The organism is Sulfuritortus calidifontis (assembly GCF_003967275.1).
Taxonomy (GTDB): domain Bacteria; phylum Pseudomonadota; class Gammaproteobacteria; order Burkholderiales; family Thiobacillaceae; genus Sulfuritortus; species Sulfuritortus calidifontis.
Genome location: NZ_AP018721.1, coordinates 474,294 through 494,521, shown reverse-complemented (window position 1 = coordinate 494,521; position 20,228 = coordinate 474,294). Strand labels below are relative to the sequence as shown.

Genomic DNA, 20,228 nt, shown 5'->3' with positions numbered 1-20,228 from the left:
CCATATTGCCTCTCCCGCCGGGAGAGGCCGACGCGAAGCGGCGGGTGAGGGAAACCCACACACTTATTTCATTGCCATTGAATTGAGCCAAATCACCGAGGCTGATTAGGATGAACGTCACTCTGCTCTATTTCGCCCGCCTGCGCGAACAGTTCGGCACCGCCTCGGAGGCCGCCACCCTGCCGGCGGAGGTGAAAACCCTGGGCGATCTCGTCGCCTGGCTGCGCGCCCGCGGCGGCCACTGGGCGACCGAGCTGGCCGAAGGCCGCGCCTTTCGCCTGGCGGTGAACCAGGACATGGCCGATCCGGCCACCGCGCTGAAAGACGGCGACGAGGTGGCGATCTTTCCGCCGGTGACGGGTGGCTAAGTGAAAATCCAAGTCCAGACCGCCGCCTTCGACCTCAACGCCGAGCTTGCCGCGCTCTACGCCGCCAACCCCAAGGTCGGCGCGGTGGCCAGCTTTCTCGGCCTGGTGCGCGACGTGAACGAGGGCGACGGCGTGGCCACGCTGACCCTGGAGCACTACCCGGGCATGACCGAGAAGGCGCTGGCCAGGATCGTCGAGGAAGCACGGTCGCGCTGGGACATGCTCGACTGCACGGTGATCCACCGCGTCGGCGAACTGAAGCCGACCGAGCCCATCGTGCTGGTGGCGGTTGCCTCCAGCCATCGGCAGGATGCCTTCGCCGCCTGCGAGTTCGTCATGGATTATCTGAAGACCCAGGCGCCGTTCTGGAAGAAGGAGATGACGCCGGACGGCGCGCGCTGGGTAGAGGCGCGGGAGTCGGACGACACCGCCGCCGCCCGCTGGCAGAAATAAGAGCCTATTCCAGTAGGAAACACCTGGTAACAATCGGAAACGCCGCCCTTTCGGCCATCGCCATTGCCACGCGATTAAGCTGGAGGCGTCTTCAACCCAGTCGTAAAGGAAACACCATGTCTTATCGCCCACTCACTGTCCTCGTGCTCAGCCTCGGTTTGTCCCTGCCCGCCCTGGCCGATTCTTCGATCGACGGCGGCGCCGTCGTCGGCAGCGCCATCGGCGCCGCGGCCGGCGCGGCCGTGGGCTCGGCCTCCGGCGGCAAAAACGGCGCCGTCGTCGGTGGCGCCATCGGCGGCGCGGTCGGCGCCAGCATCGGCAGCCAGCAGACCCAGGCCAAGGAAAAAGTCGTGGTCCGGAAGGAAGTGATCGTGGTGAGCGGCAAGCACCCTCACGACCACGGCAAGAAGCTCGGCCACTACAAGCACAAACACAAGCACCAGCATGGCCACGGTCATGACCACGATTGATTGAGCGCCGAGCCAAGAAAAGGGGCGGCCGCGGCCGCCCCTTTTCCTTGCAGGGCTCGCGGATCAGCCCAGGCGGCGGCGCTGGGCCTCAACCTTCGCCAAGGTGGCCTCGAAGTCGGCCAGGCGCTTTTTCTCCTGCTCGACCACGGCGGCCGGGGCCTTGTCGACGAAGCTGGCGTTGGACAACTTGCCCCTGGCCTTTGAAATCTCGCCGCTGAGGCGGGCGATCTCCTTGTCCAGGCGGGCGATCTCGGCGGCGCGGTCGATCTCGACCTTGAGCATCAGGCGCCAGTCACCCACGATCGCGACCGGCGCGTCGCCCTCGGGCAGCGTGGCCACGGCCTGCACCTCGGACAGGCGGGCGAGCAGCTGCATGTAGGGGGCATAGACAGCCACGCGCTCGGCATCGCCCTCGACGATGAGCGGCACCTTCTGCGCCGGCGAGAGATTCATCTCGCCGCGCAGGTTGCGACAGGCGTTGATCAGGGCCTTGAGCGTGGCCATCTCGGCATTGGCTGCGGCATCGATCCGGCCTGGGTTCGGCGCGGGATACTCGGCGAGCATGATGCTCGGCCCGGCCGCCCCGGCCAGCGGCGCCACCGCCTGCCACAGCTCCTCGGTGATGAAGGGGATGATGGGATGGGCCAGGCGCAGCACCGCCTCCAGCACCCGCACCAGGGTGCGTCGGGTGGCGCGCCGGGCGGCCTCGCTGCCGTTGGCGATCTGAGTCTTCGCCAGTTCCAGATACCAGTCGCAGTACTCGTCCCAGACGAATTCGTAGATGGCGCGGGCGGCCAGGTCGAAGCGGTAGTGGTCGAAGCCGTCGCGCACGGCGGCCTCGGCCTCCTGCAGACGGCCGATGATCCAACGGTCGACGAAGCTGTATTCCAGCGGCAGCGCCTCGTCCTGGCCGACGTCCTGGCCTTCGCAGTTCATCAGCACGAAGCGGGTGGCGTTCCACAGCTTGTTGCAGAAGTTGCGGTAGCCCTCGCAGCGCGCCAGGTCGAACTTGATGTCGCGGCCGTGGGTGGCGAGGCTGGCGAAGGTGAAGCGCAGGGCATCGGTGCCGAAGCTCGGGATGCCCTCGGGAAACTCCTTGCGGGTGGCCTTGGCGATGCTCTCGGCCTGCTTGGGATTCATCAGGCCGGTGGTGCGCTTGGCCACCAGGTCGTCCAGACTGATGCCGTCGATCAGGTCGATCGGATCGAGCACGTTGCCCTTGGACTTGGACATCTTGTTGCCGTGCGCGTCGCGCACCAGACCGGTGACGTAGACCTCGCGGAACGGCACCTTGCCGGTGAAATGCAACGACATCATCACCATGCGCGCGACCCAGAAGAAGATGATGTCGAAGCCGGTGACCAGCACCGAGGTCGGCAGGTAGTGCTTGAGTTCCCAGGTGTCCTGCGGCCAGCCCAGGGTCGAGAATGGCCACAAAGCGGAGGAGAACCAGGTGTCGAGCACGTCCTCGTCCTGCCTGAGCACCGCCCCGGGGCCGGCCTGGCGGCGCGCCTCGTCCTCGCTGCGGGCAACAAAGACGTTGCCGGCCTCGTCGTACCAGGCCGGGATGCGGTGGCCCCACCAGAGCTGGCGCGACACACACCAGTCCTGGATGTTCTCCAGCCACTGGCGGTAGGTGGTGGTCCAGTTCTCCGGCACGAACCTGAGCTCGCCGCTGTCGACCACGGCCAGGGCCTTTTTCGCCAGGCCTTCCATGCTCATGAACCACTGGTCGGTGAGCATGGGCTCGATCACGGCATGGGTGCGGTCGCCGCGCGGGATCATCAGCTTGTGCGGTTTCGCCGATACAAGAAGCCCCTTGGCTTGCAGCTCTTCCAGGATCTTCTTGCGCGCCTCATAACGGTCCAGGCCCTGATATTCGGCCGGGGCGAAGTCGTTCATCCGGGCATCCGGCGTGAACACGTTGATTGCCGGCAGCTTGTGCCGCTGGCCGACCTGCCAGTCGTTGAAGTCGTGGGCCGGGGTGATCTTCACCACGCCGGTGCCGAATTCCCGATCGACATAGTCGTCGGCGATGATGGGAATGCTGCGCTCGGCAATCGGCAGGCGTACGCGCTTGCCGATGAGGTGCTTATAGCGTTCGTCCTCGGGGTTGACCGCGACGGCAGTATCGCCAAGCAGGGTCTCGGGGCGGGTGGTGGCGACGGTGAGCATGCCCGAGCCATCCTCCAGGGGATAACTGATCTCCCAGATGAAGCCATCTTCCTCCTCGCTCACCACCTCCAGGTCGGACACCGCGGTCTGCAGCACCGGGTCCCAGTTGACCAGGCGCTTGCCGCGGTAGATCAGGCCTTCTTCGTAAAGCTTGACGAAGACCTCGGTCACCGCGTGGGAGAGCCCGGCGTCCATGGTGAAGCGCTCACGCGACCAGTCGGGCGAGGTGCCCAGGCGGCGCATCTGGCGGGTGATGGTGGAGCCGGAGCGCTCCTTCCACTCCCACACCTTTTCCAGGAATTTTTCCCGGCCGAGCGCATGGCGCGAGAGGCCCTGGGCATCGAGCTGGCGCTCGACGACGATTTGCGTCGCAATGCCGGCATGGTCGGTGCCCGGCTGCCACAGGGTGTTGTCGCCCTGCATGCGGTGGTAGCGGGTCAGCGCGTCCATCAGGGTGTGCTGGAAGGCATGGCCCATGTGCAGGGTGCCGGTGACGTTGGGCGGCGGCAGCATGATGCAGTAGAAGGGCTTGCCCTCCTCGCGGCCCATGCCGAACCAGCCGGACTGCTCCCAGGTCCGGTACCAGCGTTTTTCGATCTCGTGGGGTTCGAAGCTCTTGGCGAGCTCGCGCTTTTTGAATTCCATGGTGCCTGCCGAAAATGAAAGGCGCCGGCCCGTGCCGGCGCACTAAAAGGCTGAATTATAAGGGCGTTGAGGCCGGCCCCGCGAGGGCCGGTTCACTTGCCGGGGCGCTTGGCCAGCTCTTCCTGGACGATGCGGCGCACGGCCGCGTCCACCTCCTGCTGGTGCCGGGCCAGGAGGTCGAACAGCCGGGATTCGATGGCGGCCATCAACTCGGGCGACGGCTCATGCAGCGGGGCGGGATCGGCCGCCTTGGCAGGCACCGGGCCGGACAGGGCCTGCCTGACCCGGGGCGGGAAGCGGGGCGCATCGGCTGCCGGCCGGGATGTCGGCAGGGGTCGCCCCGCCTCGACCACCTCGGTCAGCCGGGGAAAATCGAGATCGCCCAGGTCGTGCTCGGCCAGGGCATCGGGCGCCCGCCGGACCAGCATCTGGTCCAGCTTGCCGTAGAGGGCGTCGATTTCGCCGTAGAGGTCCGACTCGTCCTTGGTCATCGGCTGTTCTTCTTGTCCAAGTCCACATTGTGCAAAGGATAGCCGCGTTCCTGGTAGAAGCGATAGCGTTCGCGCGCGCGCTCGCGGTCGGCCGGGTCGCGGCTGACGATCTCGATCAGCCGCTCGAAGCGGCTGAACTGCGGCGGCCGCTCATCGGCCAGATTGATCAGCAGGTCGTGCGTCTTCAAGCCCTCGTCGCTGGCGCCGATCAGGATGGGAGTTGCCGCCGCCTGGGGGTGGCCGCAACGGACATGGGGGATGAAGGCGAGCGGCTGGGCAGTCCACAAGCCCTCGTCGAGCTCGCCCGCCAGGCGTTCGTCGGCGGTATAGAGCAGCGCGCACTGGCCGGCCTGATAGGCCTTGGCCGCGAGCTTGCGCGCCACCTCGGCCTTGTCGTCGGCGTTGAAATAGAAATCGACCCGGGTCATGGCCGCCAATCATACTGCATGGCCGGCTTCTAGCGCGGACCGGCCGGCCGATGGTTTAATTGGGCCATTCCCACCCGGGCTAGATCATGACTTCCGAATCGGCACCCCTGATCGAAATCCAGAACCTGCACTTCGCCTACGGCCACCACCATGTGCTCAAGGGCATCAACCTGTCGGTCCATCGCGGCCAGCTGGTCGCCTTCCTCGGCGTTTCCGGCTGCGGCAAGAGCACCCTGCTGCATCTGATGACCGGCCAGGAAAAGCCCAGCAAGGGCAGCGTCCATATCGACGGCCAGAACGTGCACGAGCTGGACAACGAGGGCCTCTACGCCCTGCGCCGCAAGATGGGCATGATGTTCCAGGTCAGCGGCCTGTTCACCGACCTTTCGGTCTACGACAACCTGGCCTTCCCTTTGCGCGAGCACACCGACCTGCCGGAGCGGATGATCCGCGACCTGGTGCTGATGAAGCTGCACGCGGTCGGCCTGCGCGGGGCGCACGGCCTGATGCCGGCCGAGCTGTCGGGCGGCATGGAGCGGCGGGTGGCCCTGGCCCGCGCCACCGTGCTCGACCCCATGCTGATCATGTACGACGAACCCTTCGCCGGGCTGGACCCGATCTCGCTCAACGTCATCGCCAACAAGATTCGCAACCTGAACGAGGCGCTGGGCGTCACCTCCATCGTGGTGACCTACGATGTCTCGGAATCGCTCAAGGTGGTCGACTACGTCTACTTCATCGACGGCGGCGTGGTCGTGGCCGAAGGCCCGGCCAAGGAAATGCTGGAGTCCCGCGACCCCTTCGTCCATCAGTTCATCCACGCCGAGGAAGACGGTCCGGTCGCCTTCCACATGCGCGCGCATTCCTTCGCCAAGGAACTGGGCCTGCGCCGCTAGTCAACGAGTAGCCCCTCTCCCTCCGGGAGAGGGTGGCGGAGCCGGGTGAGGGAAAGTGGCGCCTGTCAGATACCTAAGCGCCACACGGTGACACAGCCTTTCAGGCTGTATGCCCTCACCCTACCCTCTCCCGAGGGGAGAGGGTGTATTCAAGCACCTCGGCGCATCGCCTCCGCCACCGCCGCGCCCAGGCCGGCCGGCGATTGCGCCACGACGACCCCCGCCTGCTCCAGCGCCGCGATCTTCTCGGTGGCGGTGCCCTTGCCGCCGGCGATGATCGCGCCGGCATGGCCCATGCGCTTGCCCTTGGGCGCGGTGAGGCCGGCGATGTAGGCCGCCACCGGCTTCTTCACATGGGCCTTGATGTATTCGGCCGCCGCCTCTTCCGCCGTGCCGCCGATCTCGCCGACCAGGATGATGGCCTCGGTCTGGGCATCGTTCTGGAACAGCTCCAGGCAGTCGATGAAATCGAGGCCCTTGATCGGGTCGCCGCCGATGCCGACGCAGGTGGATTGGCCGAGGCCGAGCTGGGTGGTCTGCCACACCGCCTCGTAGGTGAGCGTGCCCGAGCGAGAGACGATGCCGACCTTGCCCGGCTGATGGATGAAGCCGGGCATGATGCCGATCTTGCATTCGCCGGGGGTGATCAGACCCGGGCAGTTGGGGCCGATCAGCTTGGCGCCGTTGGCCCGCAGCGCGGCCTTGACGTTGATCATGTCGCGCACCGGGATGCCCTCGGTGATGCAGGCGATGACCTCGATGCCGGCATCGGCCGCCTCCAGGATGCCGTCGGCGGCGAAGGCCGCCGGCACGTAGAGCATGCTGGCATTGGCGCCGGTTTCGCGCACCGCGTCGCGCACGGTGTTGAACACCGGCAGATTGAGGTGGGTCTGGCCGCCCTTGCCCGGGGTGACGCCGCCGACCATCCAGGTGCCGTAGCGAATCGCCTGCTCGGAATGGAAGCTGCCCTGCTTGCCGGTGAAGCCCTGGCAGATGACCTTGGTGTGCTTGTTGACCAGGATGCTCATTTCGCCGCCTCCTCCACGGCGCGCTTGGCGGCCTCGGTCAGATCGTTCGCCGCGATGATGGCCAGACCCGAATTGGCCAGCAGCTCGCGGCCCTTGTCGGCATTGGTGCCCTCCAGGCGCACCACCACCGGCACCTTGACGCCGACCTCGCGCACCGCCTGGATGATGCCCTCGGCGATCAGGTCGCAGCGGACGATGCCGCCGAAGATGTTGATCAGCACCGCCTTGACGTTGCTGTCGGCCAGGATGATCTGGAAGGCACGGGCCACCGTCTCGGCCGTGGCGCCGCCGCCGACGTCGAGGAAGTTGGCCGGCATGCCGCCCGAGAGCTTGATCAGGTCCATGGTCGCCATGGCCAGACCCGCGCCGTTGACCATGCAGCCGATGTTGCCGCTCAAGGCAATGTAGTTGACGTTGTGGGCGTGGGCCTCGGCCTCCTTGGGGTCGATCTGCGACAGGTCGGCCTGGCAGGCCAAGTCCTTCTGGCGATAGAGCGCGTTGTCGTCCAGCCCCATCTTGCAGTCGAGCGGCAGCAACTGGCCGTCATTGGTGACGATGAGCGGGTTGATCTCGATCAGCGCCAGGTCTTTTTCCAGAAAGACGCGATAGCAGGCCTTGAGCAGCTTCACGAAGGCGCTGATCTGGTCGCCCGCCAGCCCCAGGCCGAAGGCCAGGTTGCGCCCCTGATAGTCCATCAGGCCGGTGATCGGGTTCACGGTCTCGCGCAGGATCTTCTCCGGTTCGCGGGCGGCGACCTCCTCGATCTCCATGCCGCCAGAGGCCGAGGCGACGATGCCGATGCGCTCGGCCGCGCGATCCACCGTGATCGAGAGGTACAGCTCGCGCGCGATGGCCAGGGTCTCTTCGATCAGCAGGGTGTTCACCGGCTGGCCGTCGGGCGCGTTCTGGTAGGTCACCAGCCGCTTTCCGAGCAGGCCCTTGGCCGTGGCCGCGAGCTCGTCGACCGACTTGCAGACCTTGACGCCGGCGGCCTTGCCGCGGCCGCCGGCGTGGATCTGGGCCTTGGCCACCCAGGCGCTGCCGCCCAGCTGGCTGGCCGCCTGGGCGCAGTTGGCCGGATCGGTGAGGGTGACGCCGCGCGGGGTGGCGATGCCGTACTCGCGCAGCACCGCCTTGGCTTGGTATTCGTGCAGGTTCATGAAGCGAATCCGCTCAATGGCAAAGCCGCTATTTTACGCGCGAAGGCAGGCCAGGGTGGAATCCGGTAGCATTGATGCCCTCGCGAAGGATTACGCCATGAAAGACATCCTGGTTCTCTACTACAGCCTGCACGGCTCGGTGAAGCAGCTGGCCAGCCACATCGCCCATGGCATCGAGTCGGTGCCGGGCACCCAGGCCCGCCTCCGCACCGTGCCCAAGGTGGCGGCCGAATCGGAAGGCCCGGCCAGACTGGTGCCGGACGCGGGCGCGCCCTATGTCAGCCACGCCGATCTCGAGCAGTGCATCGGCCTCGCCCTGGGCTCGCCCACCCGCTTCGGCAACATGGCGGCGGCGATGAAATACTTCTGGGATTCGACCTCCGGGCTTTGGCTGAACGGTGCCCTGGCCGGCAAGCCGGCCTGCGTCTTCACCTCCACCGCCAGCCTGCATGGCGGCCAGGAGAGCACCCTGCTCTCCATGATGCTGCCGCTGATGCATCACGGCATGGTCATGGTCGGCCTGCCCTACACCAATCCGGAACTCAACCAGACCCGCGCCGGCGGCACGCCCTACGGCGTTTCCCACTATGCGGGCCCGGACGGCAAGCAGCCGGTCACGGACGAGGAGCGCAAGCTCGCCTTTGCCCAGGGCAAGCGCCTGGCTGAAATCGCGTTGAAACTGGCAGCGACATGAGCGGATATACGAGATGACAGAATTGGGCAACGAGGCCCGCCGCTTCGTGCGCGGTCAGCACAACGGCGTGCTCTGCACGATCTCGCAGCGCATCGCGGGCTACCCCTTCGGCTCGGTGGCGCCCTTCATCCTGGATGCGCAGGGCCGGCCGGTGGTCCTGATCTCGACCCTGGCCGAGCACACCCGGAACATCGTGGCCGACCCGCGCGTGTCGCTGATCGTCCAGCCCTTCACCCCGGACATGCAGGGGGCGGGCCGGGTGACCCTGGTCGGCCGGGCCGAACGACTGGAGAGCAAGGACGCGCTCGGCCCGCGCTATCTGCGCTACTTCCCCCAGGCCGAGGCCTATTTGGCCATGCACGATTTCGCCTTCTACCGGATCGGGCCGGAGCGCATCCGCTACATCGGCGGCTTCGGCAAGATCCACTGGATCGAGGCGGCCGCCTATCTGGCCGGTGCCAATCATCTGGCCGAGGCAGAGGCCGGCATCCTCGATCACATGAACCGCGAGCACAGCGACGCCCTGTTCGAGTATTGCCGGCATTTCCATGGTGCCACCCCGGAGGCGGTCGAGATGATCGGCATCGATGGCGACGGCTTCGATTGCCGCGCCGATGGCCGCGTCCTGCGCTTCGACTTTCCCCAAGCCATCGTCGATGCCGGCGGGGCACGCCAGGCCCTGGTCGAAATGGTGCAGCAATGCAGAATCTGAGGACCGTCACCCATTGGCTGAGCATTGCCAGCCTGATCGCCCTGATCGGGCTCTGCCTGGCCTGGGAGCTGTGGCTGGCCCCCCTGCGGCCGGGCGGCTCCTGGTTGGCGCTCAAGGCCCTGCCCCTGCTCGCCCCCCTGTTCGGCATCCTGCGCGGCCGGCTCTATACGTATAAATGGTCCAGCCTGTTGATCTGGCTATACTTTACCGAGGCCACGGTGCGGGCCTGGTCGGATACCGGCCTCTCGGCCCGGCTGGCCTTGGCGGAACTGGTCCTGTCCCTGCTGTTCCTGGTCTCGGCGGTGCTGTTCATTCGGGCCAGTCGGGCGTTAAGCCAACAAAAAATCTGATTTAAGTCAGTTTTTTCTCAAACCGGGTGGACAGGACAACCAGGACCTCAGTATCCTTTTTGCGCTGTCGTTCTTACCCGCGAAGGAGCCACAATGACGAAAGTTAGCTCGACCCATTTCACCTACCTGCCGATGTCGATGCGCGTGCTGTTCACCATGGTGCTGCTGGTGTTCGGTACCGGCTACCTGATGGCCATGATCCAGGTCTGGGAATCCCACGCCGGCCGCGACGGCAACCCGATGATCTCCGGCAAGGATCTGATGATCGCCTATGGCGGCAACCCGGAAGGCACCAAGCTGGAATCCGCCCTGCGCGGCCCCATGGCCGACATGCTGCCGCCGGAAAAACGCGAGGTGATCTTCACCTGGCTGCACGAAGGCGCCAAGGGCGAGGAATTCGACAGCAAGATCAATCCCATCCTGCAAGAGCATTGCGTGATGTGCCACTCCCCCTCGGTCAACCCGCACCTGCCGGACCTGACCAACCAGGATGGCGTGATGAAGGTGGCGGCCAAGGACACCGGCATGACCATTCCGACCCTGGTTCGGGTCTCCCACATCCACCTGTTCTCGATCACCTTCATCTTCTTCATCACCGGCTTCATCTTCAGCCACGCCTACGTGCGGCCGACCTGGGTCAAGTGCGTGGTTCTCGCCGCCCCCTTCGTGGTGCTGATCACCGACGTCGGCTCCTGGTACCTGACCAAGGTCTGGCCCGGCTTCGCCTGGGTGGTGATCGGTAGCGGCGCGGTGATGGGCCTGTCCTTCGCCACCATGTGGCTGATCTCCATGTACCAGCTCTGGTTCTACAAGCTGCCCAAGGAGATCGTCGAGGAGGAAGGTCGGCTGCCGAGCATCTAAGACAGCCTGACTTCACCCCATGAAAAAGGGCGACCCGCGGGTCGCCCTTTTCTATTGTTGCCGTACCCGTGAAATCAGACTTGTGGGTGTGCCCGGGTCTCGTCCGAGGCCAGCTTGTTCAAGGCATGCAGATAGGCCTTGGCCGAGGCGATGACGATGTCGGTGTCGGCACCCTGGCCGTTGACGATACGGCCGCCGCGGTTGACTCGCACGGTGACTTCGCCTTGGGCATCGGTGCCGCTGGTGATGTTGTTGACCGAGTAGAGGGTGAGGTCGGAGCCGCTCTTGACCAGGCTCTCGATCGCCTTGAACGCCGCATCGACCGGACCGCCGCCATCGGCCTGGGCCCGCTTCTCCACACCGTTGTCCGACAACACCACGACGGCATGGGGGATCTCGCCCGTCTCCGAGCAGACCTTGAGCGAGACCAGCTTGTAGCGGTCCTGGGTGGCGAAAGTGGCTTCGTCGGAGACCAGGGCATGCAGGTCTTCGTCGAAGATCTCATGTTTCTTGTCGGCCAGATCCTTGAACCGGGCGAATGCCGCGTTCCAGGCCTCCTCGCTGTCCAGCTCGATGCCGAGTTCCTTCAAGCGGGTCTTGAAGGCGTTGCGGCCGGAGTGCTTGCCCAACACCATCTTGTTCGTGCTCCAGCCCACGTCTTCGGCCCGCATGATCTCGTAGGTCTCGCGGTGCTTGAGCACGCCGTCCTGGTGGATGCCCGACTCGTGGGCGAAGGCGTTGGCCCCGACGATAGCCTTGTTCGGCTGCACGGCAAAGCCGGTGATGCCCGAGACCAGGCGCGATGCCGGCACGATCTGGGTGGTGTCGATGCGGCTGTCGCAGCTGAACATGTCCTGCCGGGTACGTACCGCCATCACGATCTCCTCGAGCGAGGCGTTGCCCGCCCGCTCGCCCAGGCCGTTGACGGTGCACTCGACCTGGCGGGCGCCATTCAACACGGCCGAGAGGGAGTTGGCCACGGCCAGGCCGAGGTCGTTGTGGCAGTGCACGGAGAACACCGCCTGGTCCGAATTCGGAATCTTCTCCCTAAGATTCTTGATCAAGCCACCGAACTGCCAGGGCATGTTGTAGCCCACGGTGTCCGGTATGTTGACCGTCCTGGCGCCGGCGGCGATCACCGCCTCGAGCACGCGGCAGAGGAAGTCCAGGTCGGAACGGCCGGCGTCCTCGGGCGAGAACTCGACATTGTCGGTCCACTGCCGCGCCCACTGTACCGCCTTGACCGCCTGCTCGACCACCTGGTCCGGCGTCATCCGCAGCTTCTTCTCCATGTGGATGGGGCTGGTCGCGATGAAGGTGTGGATGCGGCCGGAGTTGGCGCCACGCAAGGCCTCGCCGGCACGGGCGATATCCTTCTCCAGGGCGCGGGCCAGGCCGCACACCGTGCTGTCCTTGATGACATCGGCCACCGCCTTCACCGACTCGAAGTCGCCGTTGCTGGCGGCCGGGAAGCCGGCCTCGATGACGTCTACCCGCATCCGCTCCAGCTGCTTGGCGATGCGGACCTTCTCTTCCTTGGTCATCGACGCGCCAGGGCTCTGCTCGCCGTCACGCAAGGTCGTATCGAAAATGATCAACTGGTCTTTGGCTGCGCCGAAACGCACTTCGTTTGTTTTCATGGCACGCTCCAATGGGTGCTCTGCCGCACACTCGGCAGGAAGTTATAACCGAAACCGCGAACTACAAGAGAGGGAGAGAGATTAGCGCCCGCGCGGGGGCAGCAGCAGGCGCGTGGCGTGCCGAACCAGGAAGTGGAATTGGAACGAGTCAAAATCGGTTCGCATGGCCTTGAATATAAACGTGGATTCAAAATCAGGCAAGGCCTATTTCGGGTCCTGCTCCACACTGCTCTGGCGCCCCCGCAGGCGGCGAAACAGCCAGAGGCCGTAGCCGGACAGGCCGTAGCCGACGAAGAGGGCGAACAGCACGGTCGGCGGATCGGCCGAGACCAGGATGAAGCCCAGGGCGACCAGGACCACGGCGATGAAGGGCACGCTCTTGCGCAGGTTGATGTCCTTGCCGCTGTAGAAGGGCAGGTTGCTGACCATGGTGAGCCCGGCGACCACGGTCAGCACCCAGGCCAGCCAGCGGATGCTGTGGCCGGCCACCTCGTAGTCGTGCATGACCCAGACCAGGCCGGCGACCAGGGCCGCGGCCGAGGGGCTGGGCAGGCCCTGGAACCAGCGCTTGTCCTGCACCTCGATCTGGGTGTTGAACCGAGCCAGGCGCAGGGCGGCACCGACGCAGTAGACGAAGGCGGCCAGCCAGCCCAACTTGCCCATGTCCTTCAGGGCGAAGGTATAGATCACCAGCGCCGGCGCCACACCGAACGAGACCATGTCGGACAGCGAATCGTACTCGGCGCCGAAGGCACTCTGGGTGCGGGTCAGCCGCGCCACCCGGCCATCGAGGCCGTCGAGCACCATGGCGATGAAGATGGCCACGGCGGCATGCTCGAAGCGGCCGTTCATGGCCTGGACGATGGCGTAGAAGCCGGCGAACAGCGCGCCGGTGGTGAACAGGTTGGGCAACAGGTAGATGCCCCCGCGGGCGAAGGGATTGGGACGGTGGCTCGGCTGTTCAGCCATGCTCAGACCAGCTCCGCCAGCACGGTCTCGCCCGCCCGGGTCTTGTCGCCCAAGGCGACGCGCGGCCGGGCATCGGTCGGCAGGTAGACGTCGACCCGGGAGCCGAAGCGGATGAAGCCGTAGCGCTGGCCCGGCTGCAGGCTGTCGCCCGGCTTGGCATAGCAGAGAATGCGCCGTGCGATCAGGCCGGCGACCTGGACGCAGGTGATGTCGACACCGGCCGGCGTCTTGATCCAGATCGCGTTGCGCTCGTTCTCGACCGAGGCCTTGTCCAGCACCGCGTTGACGAAGGCCCCGCCGTGATACCACTGCTGCTTCACCTCGCCGGTGACCGGGCTGCGGTTGGAATGGACGTTGAACACGTTCATGAACACGCTGATCTTCAGCGCCTCGCGCTTGAGCCAGGGATCCTCGGTCTTTTCCACGGCGACGATGCGGCCGTCGGCCGGGGCGATGACCAGCTTGTCGCCCACCGGCGCCTGACGGGCCGGATCGCGGAAGAACTGCAGGACGAAGACCAGGAAGGCCCAGAACGGCAAGGCCCAGAGCCAGCCGGCCAGCCAGGTGACAAGCAGCGCCAGCGCCACGGCCAGGGCGAGATGCCCCCAGCCCTCACGGGCAATCAAGGGGTGAGGCCAGGGGGTCTTGGCTTGAGGTGCCATACCGATGCACATAGGAGTGAGGAGTAAGGAGTAAGGAGTAAGGAGTAAGGAGCAAGGCGAGAGGGCGAAACGGCCCCTGACTCCTCACTCCTCTCTCCTCACTTAGTTTTTCGACTTGTCGACCAGCTTGTTGGCCTTGATCCAGGGCATCATGTCGCGCAGCTTCTCGCCCACCACCTCGATCGGGTGCTCGGCGGTCAGGCGACGACGGGCGGTCATGGCCGGGTAGTTGGTCTTGCCTTCCAGGATGAACATCTTGGCGTACTCGCCGGTCTGGATGCGCTTGAGCGCATTGCGCATGGCGGCGCGCGACTGCTCGTTGATCACCTCGGGGCCGGTGACGTACTCGCCGTACTCCGCGTTGTTGGAGATGGAGTAGTTCATGTTGGCGATGCCGCCCTCGTACATCAGGTCGACGATCAGCTTCAGCTCGTGCAGGCACTCGAAGTAGGCCATCTCCGGGGCGTAGCCGGCCTCGGTCAGGGTCTCGAAGCCCATCTTCACCAGTTCGACGGCGCCGCCGCAGAGCACGGCCTGCTCGCCGAACAGGTCGGTCTCGGTCTCTTCGCGGAAGCTGGTCTCGATCACGCCGGCGCGGGCACCGCCGTTGGCGGCGGCATAGGCCAGGGCGATGTCCTTGGCCTTGCCCGAGGCGTTTTGGTAGATGGCGATCAGGGAAGGCACGCCGCCGCCCTGCAGATAGGTGGAGCGCACGGTATGACCGGGGCCCTTGGGCGCGACCATGATCACGTCGAGGTCAGCGCGAGGCACGATCTGGTTGTAGTGGATGTTGAAACCGTGGGCGAAGGCCAGCACGGCGCCCTTCTTGATGTTGGGCTCGATCTCGCCGTAGTAGACGGCCGGCTGCTGCTCGTCCGGCACCAGGATCATCACCACGTCGGCGTCCTTCACCGCGGCGCCGACCTCTTTCACGGTCAGGCCGGCCTTCTTGGCCTTGTCCCAGGAAGCGCCGCCCTTGCGCAGGCCGACGGTCACGCTGACGCCGGAGTCCTTCAGGTTGTTGGCATGGGCGTGGCCCTGGGAGCCGTAGCCGATGATGGCAACCTTCTTCTTCTTGATCAGGGACAGGTTGGCGTCTTTTTCGTAGTAGACCTTCATGGTGCTTCCTTTCGACAACGATTTAGTGAATTCGCGGGTTCAGATCTTGAGCATGCGGTCGCCGCGACCGATGCCGGAGGCGCCGGTGCGCACCGTCTCCAGGATGACGCCGGGCTCGGCGGCATCGAGGAAGGCATCCAGCTTGGAACCGGGGCCGGTCAGCTCGATGGTGTAGGTCTTGTCGGCGACGTCGATGACGCGGCCGCGGAAGATGTCGGCCAGGCGTTTCATCTCCTCGCGCTGTTCGCCGGTGGCGGCGCGGACCTTGACCAGCATCAGCTCCCGCTCGATGTGGTCGCCGTCGGACAGGTCCTGCAGCTTGATCACGTCGACCAGCTTGTTCAGCTGCTTGGTGATCTGCTCGATGATTTCATTGGAGCCGGTGGTGACGATGGTCATGCGCGACAGGGTGGCGTCCTCGGTCGGCGCCACGGTGAGCGACTCGATGTTGTAGCCGCGGGCCGAGAACAGGCCGGCGACGCGGGACAGGGCGCCCGCCTCGTTCTCCATCAGGATGGAAATGATGTGCCTCATACCAGGATCATCTCCGACAGGCCCTTGCCGGCGGGAATCATCGGGTAGACGTTCTCGCGCGGGTCGGTGATGAAGTTCATGAACACCAGCTGGTCCTTGTGCTCGGTGAAGGCGCGGCGCAGGGCCGGCTCGACGTCCTCCGGCTTCTCGATACGCATGCCGACGTGGCCGTAGGCCTCGGCCAGCTTGGCGAAGTCGGGCAGCGAGGCGACGTAGGACTCGGCGTAGCGTTCCTCGTAGAAGAACTCCTGCCACTGGCGGACCATGCCGAGATAGCCGTTGTTGAGCAGGATGATCTTGAGCGGCAGCTTGTATTCCTTGCAGGTCGACAGCTCCTGGATGTTCATCTGGATGCTGCCCTCGCCGGTGACGCAGGCCACCATGGCATCCGGGTGGGCGAACTGCACGCCCATGGCGTAGGGCAGACCGACGCCCATGGTGCCCAGGCCGCCGGAGTTGATCCAGCGGCGCGGCTGGTCGAATTTGTAGTACTGCGCCGCCCACATCTGATGCTGGCCGACGTCGGAGGTGACGAAGGCGTCGCCGCGGGTCACTTCGTATAGTTTTTCCACGACATACTGCGGCTTGATCACGCTGGCACCGCGGTCGTACTTCAGGCAATCCTGGGCCCGCCACAGCTCGATCTGCGCCCACCAGGCCTTGAGCGCCTGCGCATCGGGCCGCTCGCTGCTGGCCTTGAGCAGGCGATTCAGTTCTTCCAGCACCTGGCCGACATCGCCGACGATGGGCACGTCGACCCTCACCCGCTTGGAGATCGACGAGGGGTCGATGTCGATGTGGATGATCCGGCGCGCCTCCTTGGCGAAGTGTTTGGGATTGCCAATCACCCGGTCGTCGAAGCGGGCGCCCACCGAGATCAACACGTCGCAGTGCTGCATGGCCATATTGGCCTCGTAGGTGCCGTGCATGCCGAGCATGCCGAGGAACAGCGGGTCGTTCGCCTTGTAGCCGCCCAGGCCCATCAGGGTGCTGGTGACCGGGTAGCCCAGTTCGCGGCAGAGTTCAGTCAACTGGGCCGAGGCATCGCCCAGGATGACGCCGCCGCCGGTATAGATCACCGGCCGCTTGGCCTCGAGCAGCATCTGCATGGCACGCTTGATCTGGCCGGCGTGCCCCTTGCTGGTCGGGTTGTAGGACCGCATGCTGATGGTTTCCGGATACTCGAAAACGCAGCTGTGCTGGGTGATGTCCTTGGGGATGTCGACCAGGACCGGGCCGGGCCGGCCGGTGGCGGCGATGTAAAAGGCCTTTTTGATGGTCGGCGCGATGTCCTTCACGTCCTTGACCAGGAAGTTGTGCTTGACGCAGGGCCGGGTGATGCCGACGGTGTCGACCTCCTGGAAGGCGTCCTGGCCGATGGCGGCGGTCGGCACCTGGCCGCTGATCACCACCATGGGGATGGAATCCATATAGGCCGTGGCGATGCCGGTCACCGCATTGGTCGCGCCGGGGCCGGAGGTGACCAGGGCGACGCCGACCTTGCCGGTCGCTCGGGAATAGGCGTCGGCCGCGTGCACAGCGGCCTGTTCGTGGCGGACCAGGACATGCTCGAATTCCTGCTGCTTGTAGATCTCGTCGTAGATATTGAGTACCGCGCCGCCGGGATAACCAAAGACATACTTCACGCCTTCGGCATGCAGACAGCGGATCACAATCTCCGCACCGGTCAATTCCAACTCGGCCATGAAATTCTTGTTCTTTAAACAGAAACAGGGAAAGCTTGGAACAGTATCGTTAGCGGCCTGATCGGTCAAGCCGCCGCCTGGGTCGATCGTCCGGGACCCGGGCTACTTCTTGCAGGGAAAACGGTTGACCAGCACCTCATTCAACACGGCGGCGGCCGGCTGTTTGGCCTGTTCCGGATGCGCCTGCAGCCAGGTCACGATCTCGCCCGGCAACCGGGCGTGGTCCGCCTCGCTCAGACAGAAGGCCCTGCCCGGCTTGGCCCCGTTCCCGGCATGGAAGCGGGTGGCCTCGATGAAGCCGTTGGCGTAGCTGTGGCACATGACCGACAGCACCTGCACCTTGCCGGCACCGCGGCACATCTGCAGCAGCGAGGCGCCGTTCTGCCCGGTCTCCGCCACGGCGGCCCCGGACGCCAGGCCCATGGCCATGATCCAGGCTGTCAGATATCGTTTCCCAGTCGGCATCGCCATCCCCCACAACGCAAAGGGCCGTCAAAAACAAAAAGGGCTAGACGCCTTAAGCGCTAACCCTTGAATTTGGTGGGTCGGGCGAGATTCGAACTCGCGACCAACGGATTAAAAGTCCGCTGCTCTACCGGCTGAGCTACCGACCCCCGAAAAGCCGTGCATTATAAAGCGCACAGAAATACTGTCAACAAAAAGCCCCGCCGAAGCGGGGCTTTTTGCTGGGCCGAACGTCGCTTATACCGCGTCCAGCTTGCGCATGCTGGTCGGCAGCAGCTTGAGGTCGACCAGGCCGGTGATCAGAGCCTTGAAGAAGGTGGCCTCGTCTTCGTAGACCATCTTGTAGTACTGCACCTTCATGGTCAGGGCGCTGCCGAGCACGATGGCGACGAAGGTGATGATGGAGCCCACGGCCAGGGTGGAGACGCCGGTCACGGCCTGGCCGATGGTGCAGCCCATGGCCAGCACGCCGCCGAAGCCCATCAGGATCGCGCCGATCAGGTGATTGGCGAAGTCCTTGAAGCTGGCGAACCACTCGATGCGGAAATTGCGCGAGATCAACGACCAGAGCAGGGAGCCGGCGATGACGCCGAACAGCGACATCAGGCCGAAGGTCAGCAGGGTCTTGTCGAAACCGCCGGCCACGTAGCCGTAGGCCTGGCCCATGGGGTTGATGAAGGTGAACGACTGCGGCGCCAGGGAGCGGCTGTCGGCCGGCTTGACGTCACCCTCGCCGGCATACAGGTCCCACTGCTCGGCGACGAAGTTCTGCAGGGCATAGGGCTGACCATCGGCCGAAACTGCCAGGTTGCTGGTGACATACCAGGCCGCCAGCACGGCCAGGCCGACCACCAGGCCGCCCAGGATGTTGTCGAAGCTCTTGCGGAACTCTTCCGACTTGAAGACGTAGATCAATACCAAAAGACCGATCGCCAGGCCGGCCACCAGGCGGGCGATGGCACTGCCGCCGGCACCGCCGACGATGGCACCGACGTCCTGGCTGGTGTTCAGGTTGACCGCCAGGGGACGGATCCAGTCATAGAACAGGACGCTGAACAGGGTCTTGTCCGAGCCCGGGAAGGGATTGACCATGTAATAGGCAATCAGCGCGATCACGACCAGCACCATGATGGACTTGATGTTGCCGCCGCCGATGCGGATCAGGGTCTTGTTGCCGCAGCCGGAGGCCAGGGTCATGCCGATGCCGAACAGCAGGCCGCCGAGCAGGTTCTCGGCCCAGACCAGCTGGCTGGCGCGATAGGGCGGGAAGGCCGCATCCGGCTTGGCCATGCCGGCATATTCCAGCCCAGCGACGCCGATCATGGCGATGGCGATGGCGAACAGCCAGGCACGCAGACGGCCGGTGTCGCCCATGTTGACCCAGTCGGACACCGCACCCATGGTGCAGAAATTGGTCTTGTTGACCACCGCGCCCATGACCAGGGCGATGGCGAAGGTGACCCAGAGCAACATCGACTGGGCCTGTGCGAAATGTTCGAAAACCATGCTGATTGTCTCCTTATCGAGCTTGATGCGCACCCGCCGACCGGGGAGCGCGTCTGACCGCGAATTATCGTTATTGCTTGGCGCCGGGCAAAGAAAAATTACTGATTCAGCCGCCGTTTGGTTCGATCATACCAAGCCGGATTCAGACTTGGTAACGGGTCGGGTCGGTGACGCCGGCATCAAGGAATCCCTGACGCCGCAGGCGGCAGGAATCGCAACGGCCGCAGGCCCGGCCCCGGTCATCGGCCTGATAGCAGGACACGGTCAGGCCATAGTCGACGCCCAGGCGCTGGCCCAGGCGGATGATCTCGGCCTTCGACAGATGGATCAGCGGCGCGGCGATACGCAAAGGCTGGCCCTCGACCGCGCGCTTGGTCGCCAGATTGGCCATGCGCTCGAAGGCCTCGATGTATTCGGGCCGGCAGTCGGGATAGCCCGAATAGTCCACGGCGTTGACACCGAGGTAGATCGCCTCGGCCGCCAGCACCTCGGCCCAGGCCAGGGCCAGCGCGAGCATCACGGTGTTGCGGGCCGGGACGTAGGTGATCGGGATGCCCTCGCTCGCCTGCTCGGGCACAGCGAGGCTGCGGTCGGTCAGCGCCGAGCCACCGAACTGGGCCAGATCCAACGAGAGCACCCGATGCTCGCAGGCGCCGAGTTGCTTGGCCACGGCGCGCGCCGCATCCAGTTCGGCGCCGTGGCGCTGGCCGTAATCGAAGCTCAAGGCAAAGCACTCGCAGCCCTCGCTGCGCGCCACCGCCAGGGTGGTGGCGGAATCGAGGCCGCCGGACAGGAGCACGACCGCACGCTGTTGGCTCCGGCCGCTTCGCTTAACGTGTGCTTCGCTCACATTAGCCTCCGCCGAAACTCGCCCCAAGACGCTGTTTGCGCGGGCT

The 20,228-nt window shown here is 65.2% G+C and carries 22 protein-coding genes and 1 tRNA gene; 8 read left to right on the top strand and 15 right to left on the bottom strand.

All coding sequences use genetic code 11. The annotated features are described in order from the left end of the window. Positions 1–110 precede the first annotated feature (110 nt). From moaD to EL388_RS02750, 3 genes are all read left to right on the top strand, one after another. Positions 111–368: a molybdopterin converting factor subunit 1 gene (gene moaD, locus EL388_RS02760; protein WP_126459243.1), complete on the top strand. Its 258-nt coding sequence runs from the start codon at positions 111–113 to the stop codon at positions 366–368. After that, complete coding sequence (gene moaE / locus EL388_RS02755) at positions 369–821, top strand: molybdopterin synthase catalytic subunit MoaE (RefSeq protein WP_126459239.1); 453 nt, start codon at positions 369–371, stop codon at positions 819–821. Positions 822–937: 116 nt separating this feature from the next. Next, entirely contained in the window at positions 938–1,291 is a 354-nt protein-coding gene (locus EL388_RS02750) for a glycine zipper domain-containing protein (RefSeq protein WP_126459236.1), read from the top strand. 63 nt (positions 1,292–1,354) lie between these two features. On the opposite strand, the gene EL388_RS02745 is transcribed toward EL388_RS02750, so the two are convergent. The 3 genes from EL388_RS02745 to EL388_RS02735 all read right to left on the bottom strand — a co-directional run bounded on the left by EL388_RS02745 (position 1,355) and on the right by EL388_RS02735 (position 5,030). Beyond that, positions 1,355–4,111, bottom strand: a complete 2,757-nt coding sequence (locus EL388_RS02745; RefSeq protein ID WP_126459233.1) for a valine--tRNA ligase — start codon at positions 4,109–4,111, stop codon at positions 1,355–1,357. 92 nt (positions 4,112–4,203) lie between these two features. Further along, positions 4,204–4,602: a hypothetical protein gene (locus EL388_RS02740; protein ID WP_126459230.1), complete on the bottom strand. Its 399-nt coding sequence runs from the start codon at positions 4,600–4,602 to the stop codon at positions 4,204–4,206. Beyond that, positions 4,599–5,030, bottom strand: a complete 432-nt coding sequence (locus EL388_RS02735) for a DNA polymerase III subunit chi (protein ID WP_126463981.1) — start codon at positions 5,028–5,030, stop codon at positions 4,599–4,601. The genes EL388_RS02740 and EL388_RS02735 overlap by 4 nt, the downstream gene beginning before the upstream one ends. An 86-nt stretch (positions 5,031–5,116) precedes the next feature. Here EL388_RS02735 and EL388_RS02730 point away from each other — a divergent pair, with 86 nt between their 5' ends. Next, positions 5,117–5,926 carry an ABC transporter ATP-binding protein gene (locus EL388_RS02730; protein ID WP_126459226.1) on the top strand — a complete coding sequence of 270 codons (810 nt, stop codon included), beginning with the start codon at positions 5,117–5,119 and terminating at the stop codon, positions 5,924–5,926. 149 nt (positions 5,927–6,075) lie between these two features. Here EL388_RS02730 and sucD read toward each other — a convergent pair whose 3' ends face one another. Both sucD and sucC read right to left on the bottom strand, forming a co-directional pair. Then, positions 6,076–6,954, bottom strand: a complete 879-nt coding sequence (sucD, locus tag EL388_RS02725) for a succinate--CoA ligase subunit alpha (protein ID WP_126459223.1) — start codon at positions 6,952–6,954, stop codon at positions 6,076–6,078. After that, positions 6,951–8,114 carry an ADP-forming succinate--CoA ligase subunit beta gene (sucC, locus tag EL388_RS02720; RefSeq protein ID WP_126459220.1) on the bottom strand — a complete coding sequence of 388 codons (1,164 nt, stop codon included), beginning with the start codon at positions 8,112–8,114 and terminating at the stop codon, positions 6,951–6,953. The genes sucD and sucC overlap by 4 nt, the downstream gene beginning before the upstream one ends. 97 nt (positions 8,115–8,211) lie before the next feature. Between sucC and wrbA the strand changes: the two genes are divergently transcribed. The 4 genes from wrbA (at position 8,212) to EL388_RS02700 (ending at position 10,731) form a co-directional block, all read left to right on the top strand. Further along, positions 8,212–8,808, top strand: coding sequence for an NAD(P)H:quinone oxidoreductase (wrbA, locus tag EL388_RS02715; RefSeq protein WP_126459217.1), 597 nt, complete (start codon positions 8,212–8,214; stop codon positions 8,806–8,808). Positions 8,809–8,821: 13 nt separating this feature from the next. Next, positions 8,822–9,520: a HugZ family pyridoxamine 5'-phosphate oxidase gene (locus EL388_RS02710; protein WP_126459214.1), complete on the top strand. Its 699-nt coding sequence runs from the start codon at positions 8,822–8,824 to the stop codon at positions 9,518–9,520. Continuing rightward, complete coding sequence (locus EL388_RS02705; protein WP_126459211.1) at positions 9,508–9,870, top strand: DUF2069 domain-containing protein; 363 nt, start codon at positions 9,508–9,510, stop codon at positions 9,868–9,870. Before EL388_RS02710 ends, EL388_RS02705 begins: the two co-directional genes overlap by 13 nt. A 93-nt stretch (positions 9,871–9,963) precedes the next feature. After that, positions 9,964–10,731 (top strand): hypothetical protein, encoded by a 768-nt coding sequence (locus EL388_RS02700; protein WP_126459208.1) that lies wholly within the window; start codon positions 9,964–9,966, stop codon positions 10,729–10,731. 74 nt (positions 10,732–10,805) lie between these two features. Here EL388_RS02700 and EL388_RS02695 read toward each other — a convergent pair whose 3' ends face one another. The 10 genes from EL388_RS02695 to queC form a co-directional block, all read right to left on the bottom strand. Further along, a complete protein-coding gene (locus EL388_RS02695) occupies positions 10,806–12,371 on the bottom strand; it encodes a 2-isopropylmalate synthase (RefSeq protein ID WP_126459205.1) in 1,566 nt (521 codons plus the stop codon). A gap of 204 nt (positions 12,372–12,575) precedes the next feature. Then, positions 12,576–13,340, bottom strand: coding sequence for a CDP-diacylglycerol--serine O-phosphatidyltransferase (gene pssA, locus EL388_RS02690; RefSeq protein WP_126459202.1), 765 nt, complete (start codon positions 13,338–13,340; stop codon positions 12,576–12,578). Between the two features lie 2 nt (positions 13,341–13,342). Beyond that, entirely contained in the window at positions 13,343–14,002 is a 660-nt protein-coding gene (locus tag EL388_RS02685) for a phosphatidylserine decarboxylase (RefSeq protein ID WP_172599378.1), read from the bottom strand. A 102-nt stretch (positions 14,003–14,104) separates the two neighbouring features. Continuing rightward, on the bottom strand, positions 14,105–15,121 hold the full coding sequence (ilvC, locus tag EL388_RS02680; protein WP_126459196.1) for a ketol-acid reductoisomerase: 1,017 nt from the start codon (positions 15,119–15,121) through the stop codon (positions 14,105–14,107). Positions 15,122–15,160: 39 nt separating this feature from the next. Next, positions 15,161–15,655 (bottom strand): acetolactate synthase small subunit, encoded by a 495-nt coding sequence (ilvN, locus tag EL388_RS02675; RefSeq protein WP_126459193.1) that lies wholly within the window; start codon positions 15,653–15,655, stop codon positions 15,161–15,163. After that, a complete protein-coding gene (locus EL388_RS02670) occupies positions 15,652–17,361 on the bottom strand; it encodes an acetolactate synthase 3 catalytic subunit (RefSeq protein WP_126459190.1) in 1,710 nt (569 codons plus the stop codon). The genes ilvN and EL388_RS02670 overlap by 4 nt, the downstream gene beginning before the upstream one ends. Positions 17,362–17,463: 102 nt before the next feature. Next, entirely contained in the window at positions 17,464–17,826 is a 363-nt protein-coding gene (locus EL388_RS02665; RefSeq protein ID WP_126459187.1) for a Rap1a/Tai family immunity protein, read from the bottom strand. 73 nt (positions 17,827–17,899) lie between these two features. Then, positions 17,900–17,975 (bottom strand) — tRNA-Lys (locus EL388_RS02660). A gap of 88 nt (positions 17,976–18,063) precedes the next feature. Next, on the bottom strand, positions 18,064–19,332 hold the full coding sequence (locus EL388_RS02655; RefSeq protein WP_126459185.1) for a YeeE/YedE family protein: 1,269 nt from the start codon (positions 19,330–19,332) through the stop codon (positions 18,064–18,066). 142 nt (positions 19,333–19,474) lie between these two features. Then, a complete protein-coding gene (gene queC, locus EL388_RS02650; protein WP_126459182.1) occupies positions 19,475–20,182 on the bottom strand; it encodes a 7-cyano-7-deazaguanine synthase QueC in 708 nt (235 codons plus the stop codon). Between the last annotated feature and the right edge of the window lie 46 nt (positions 20,183–20,228).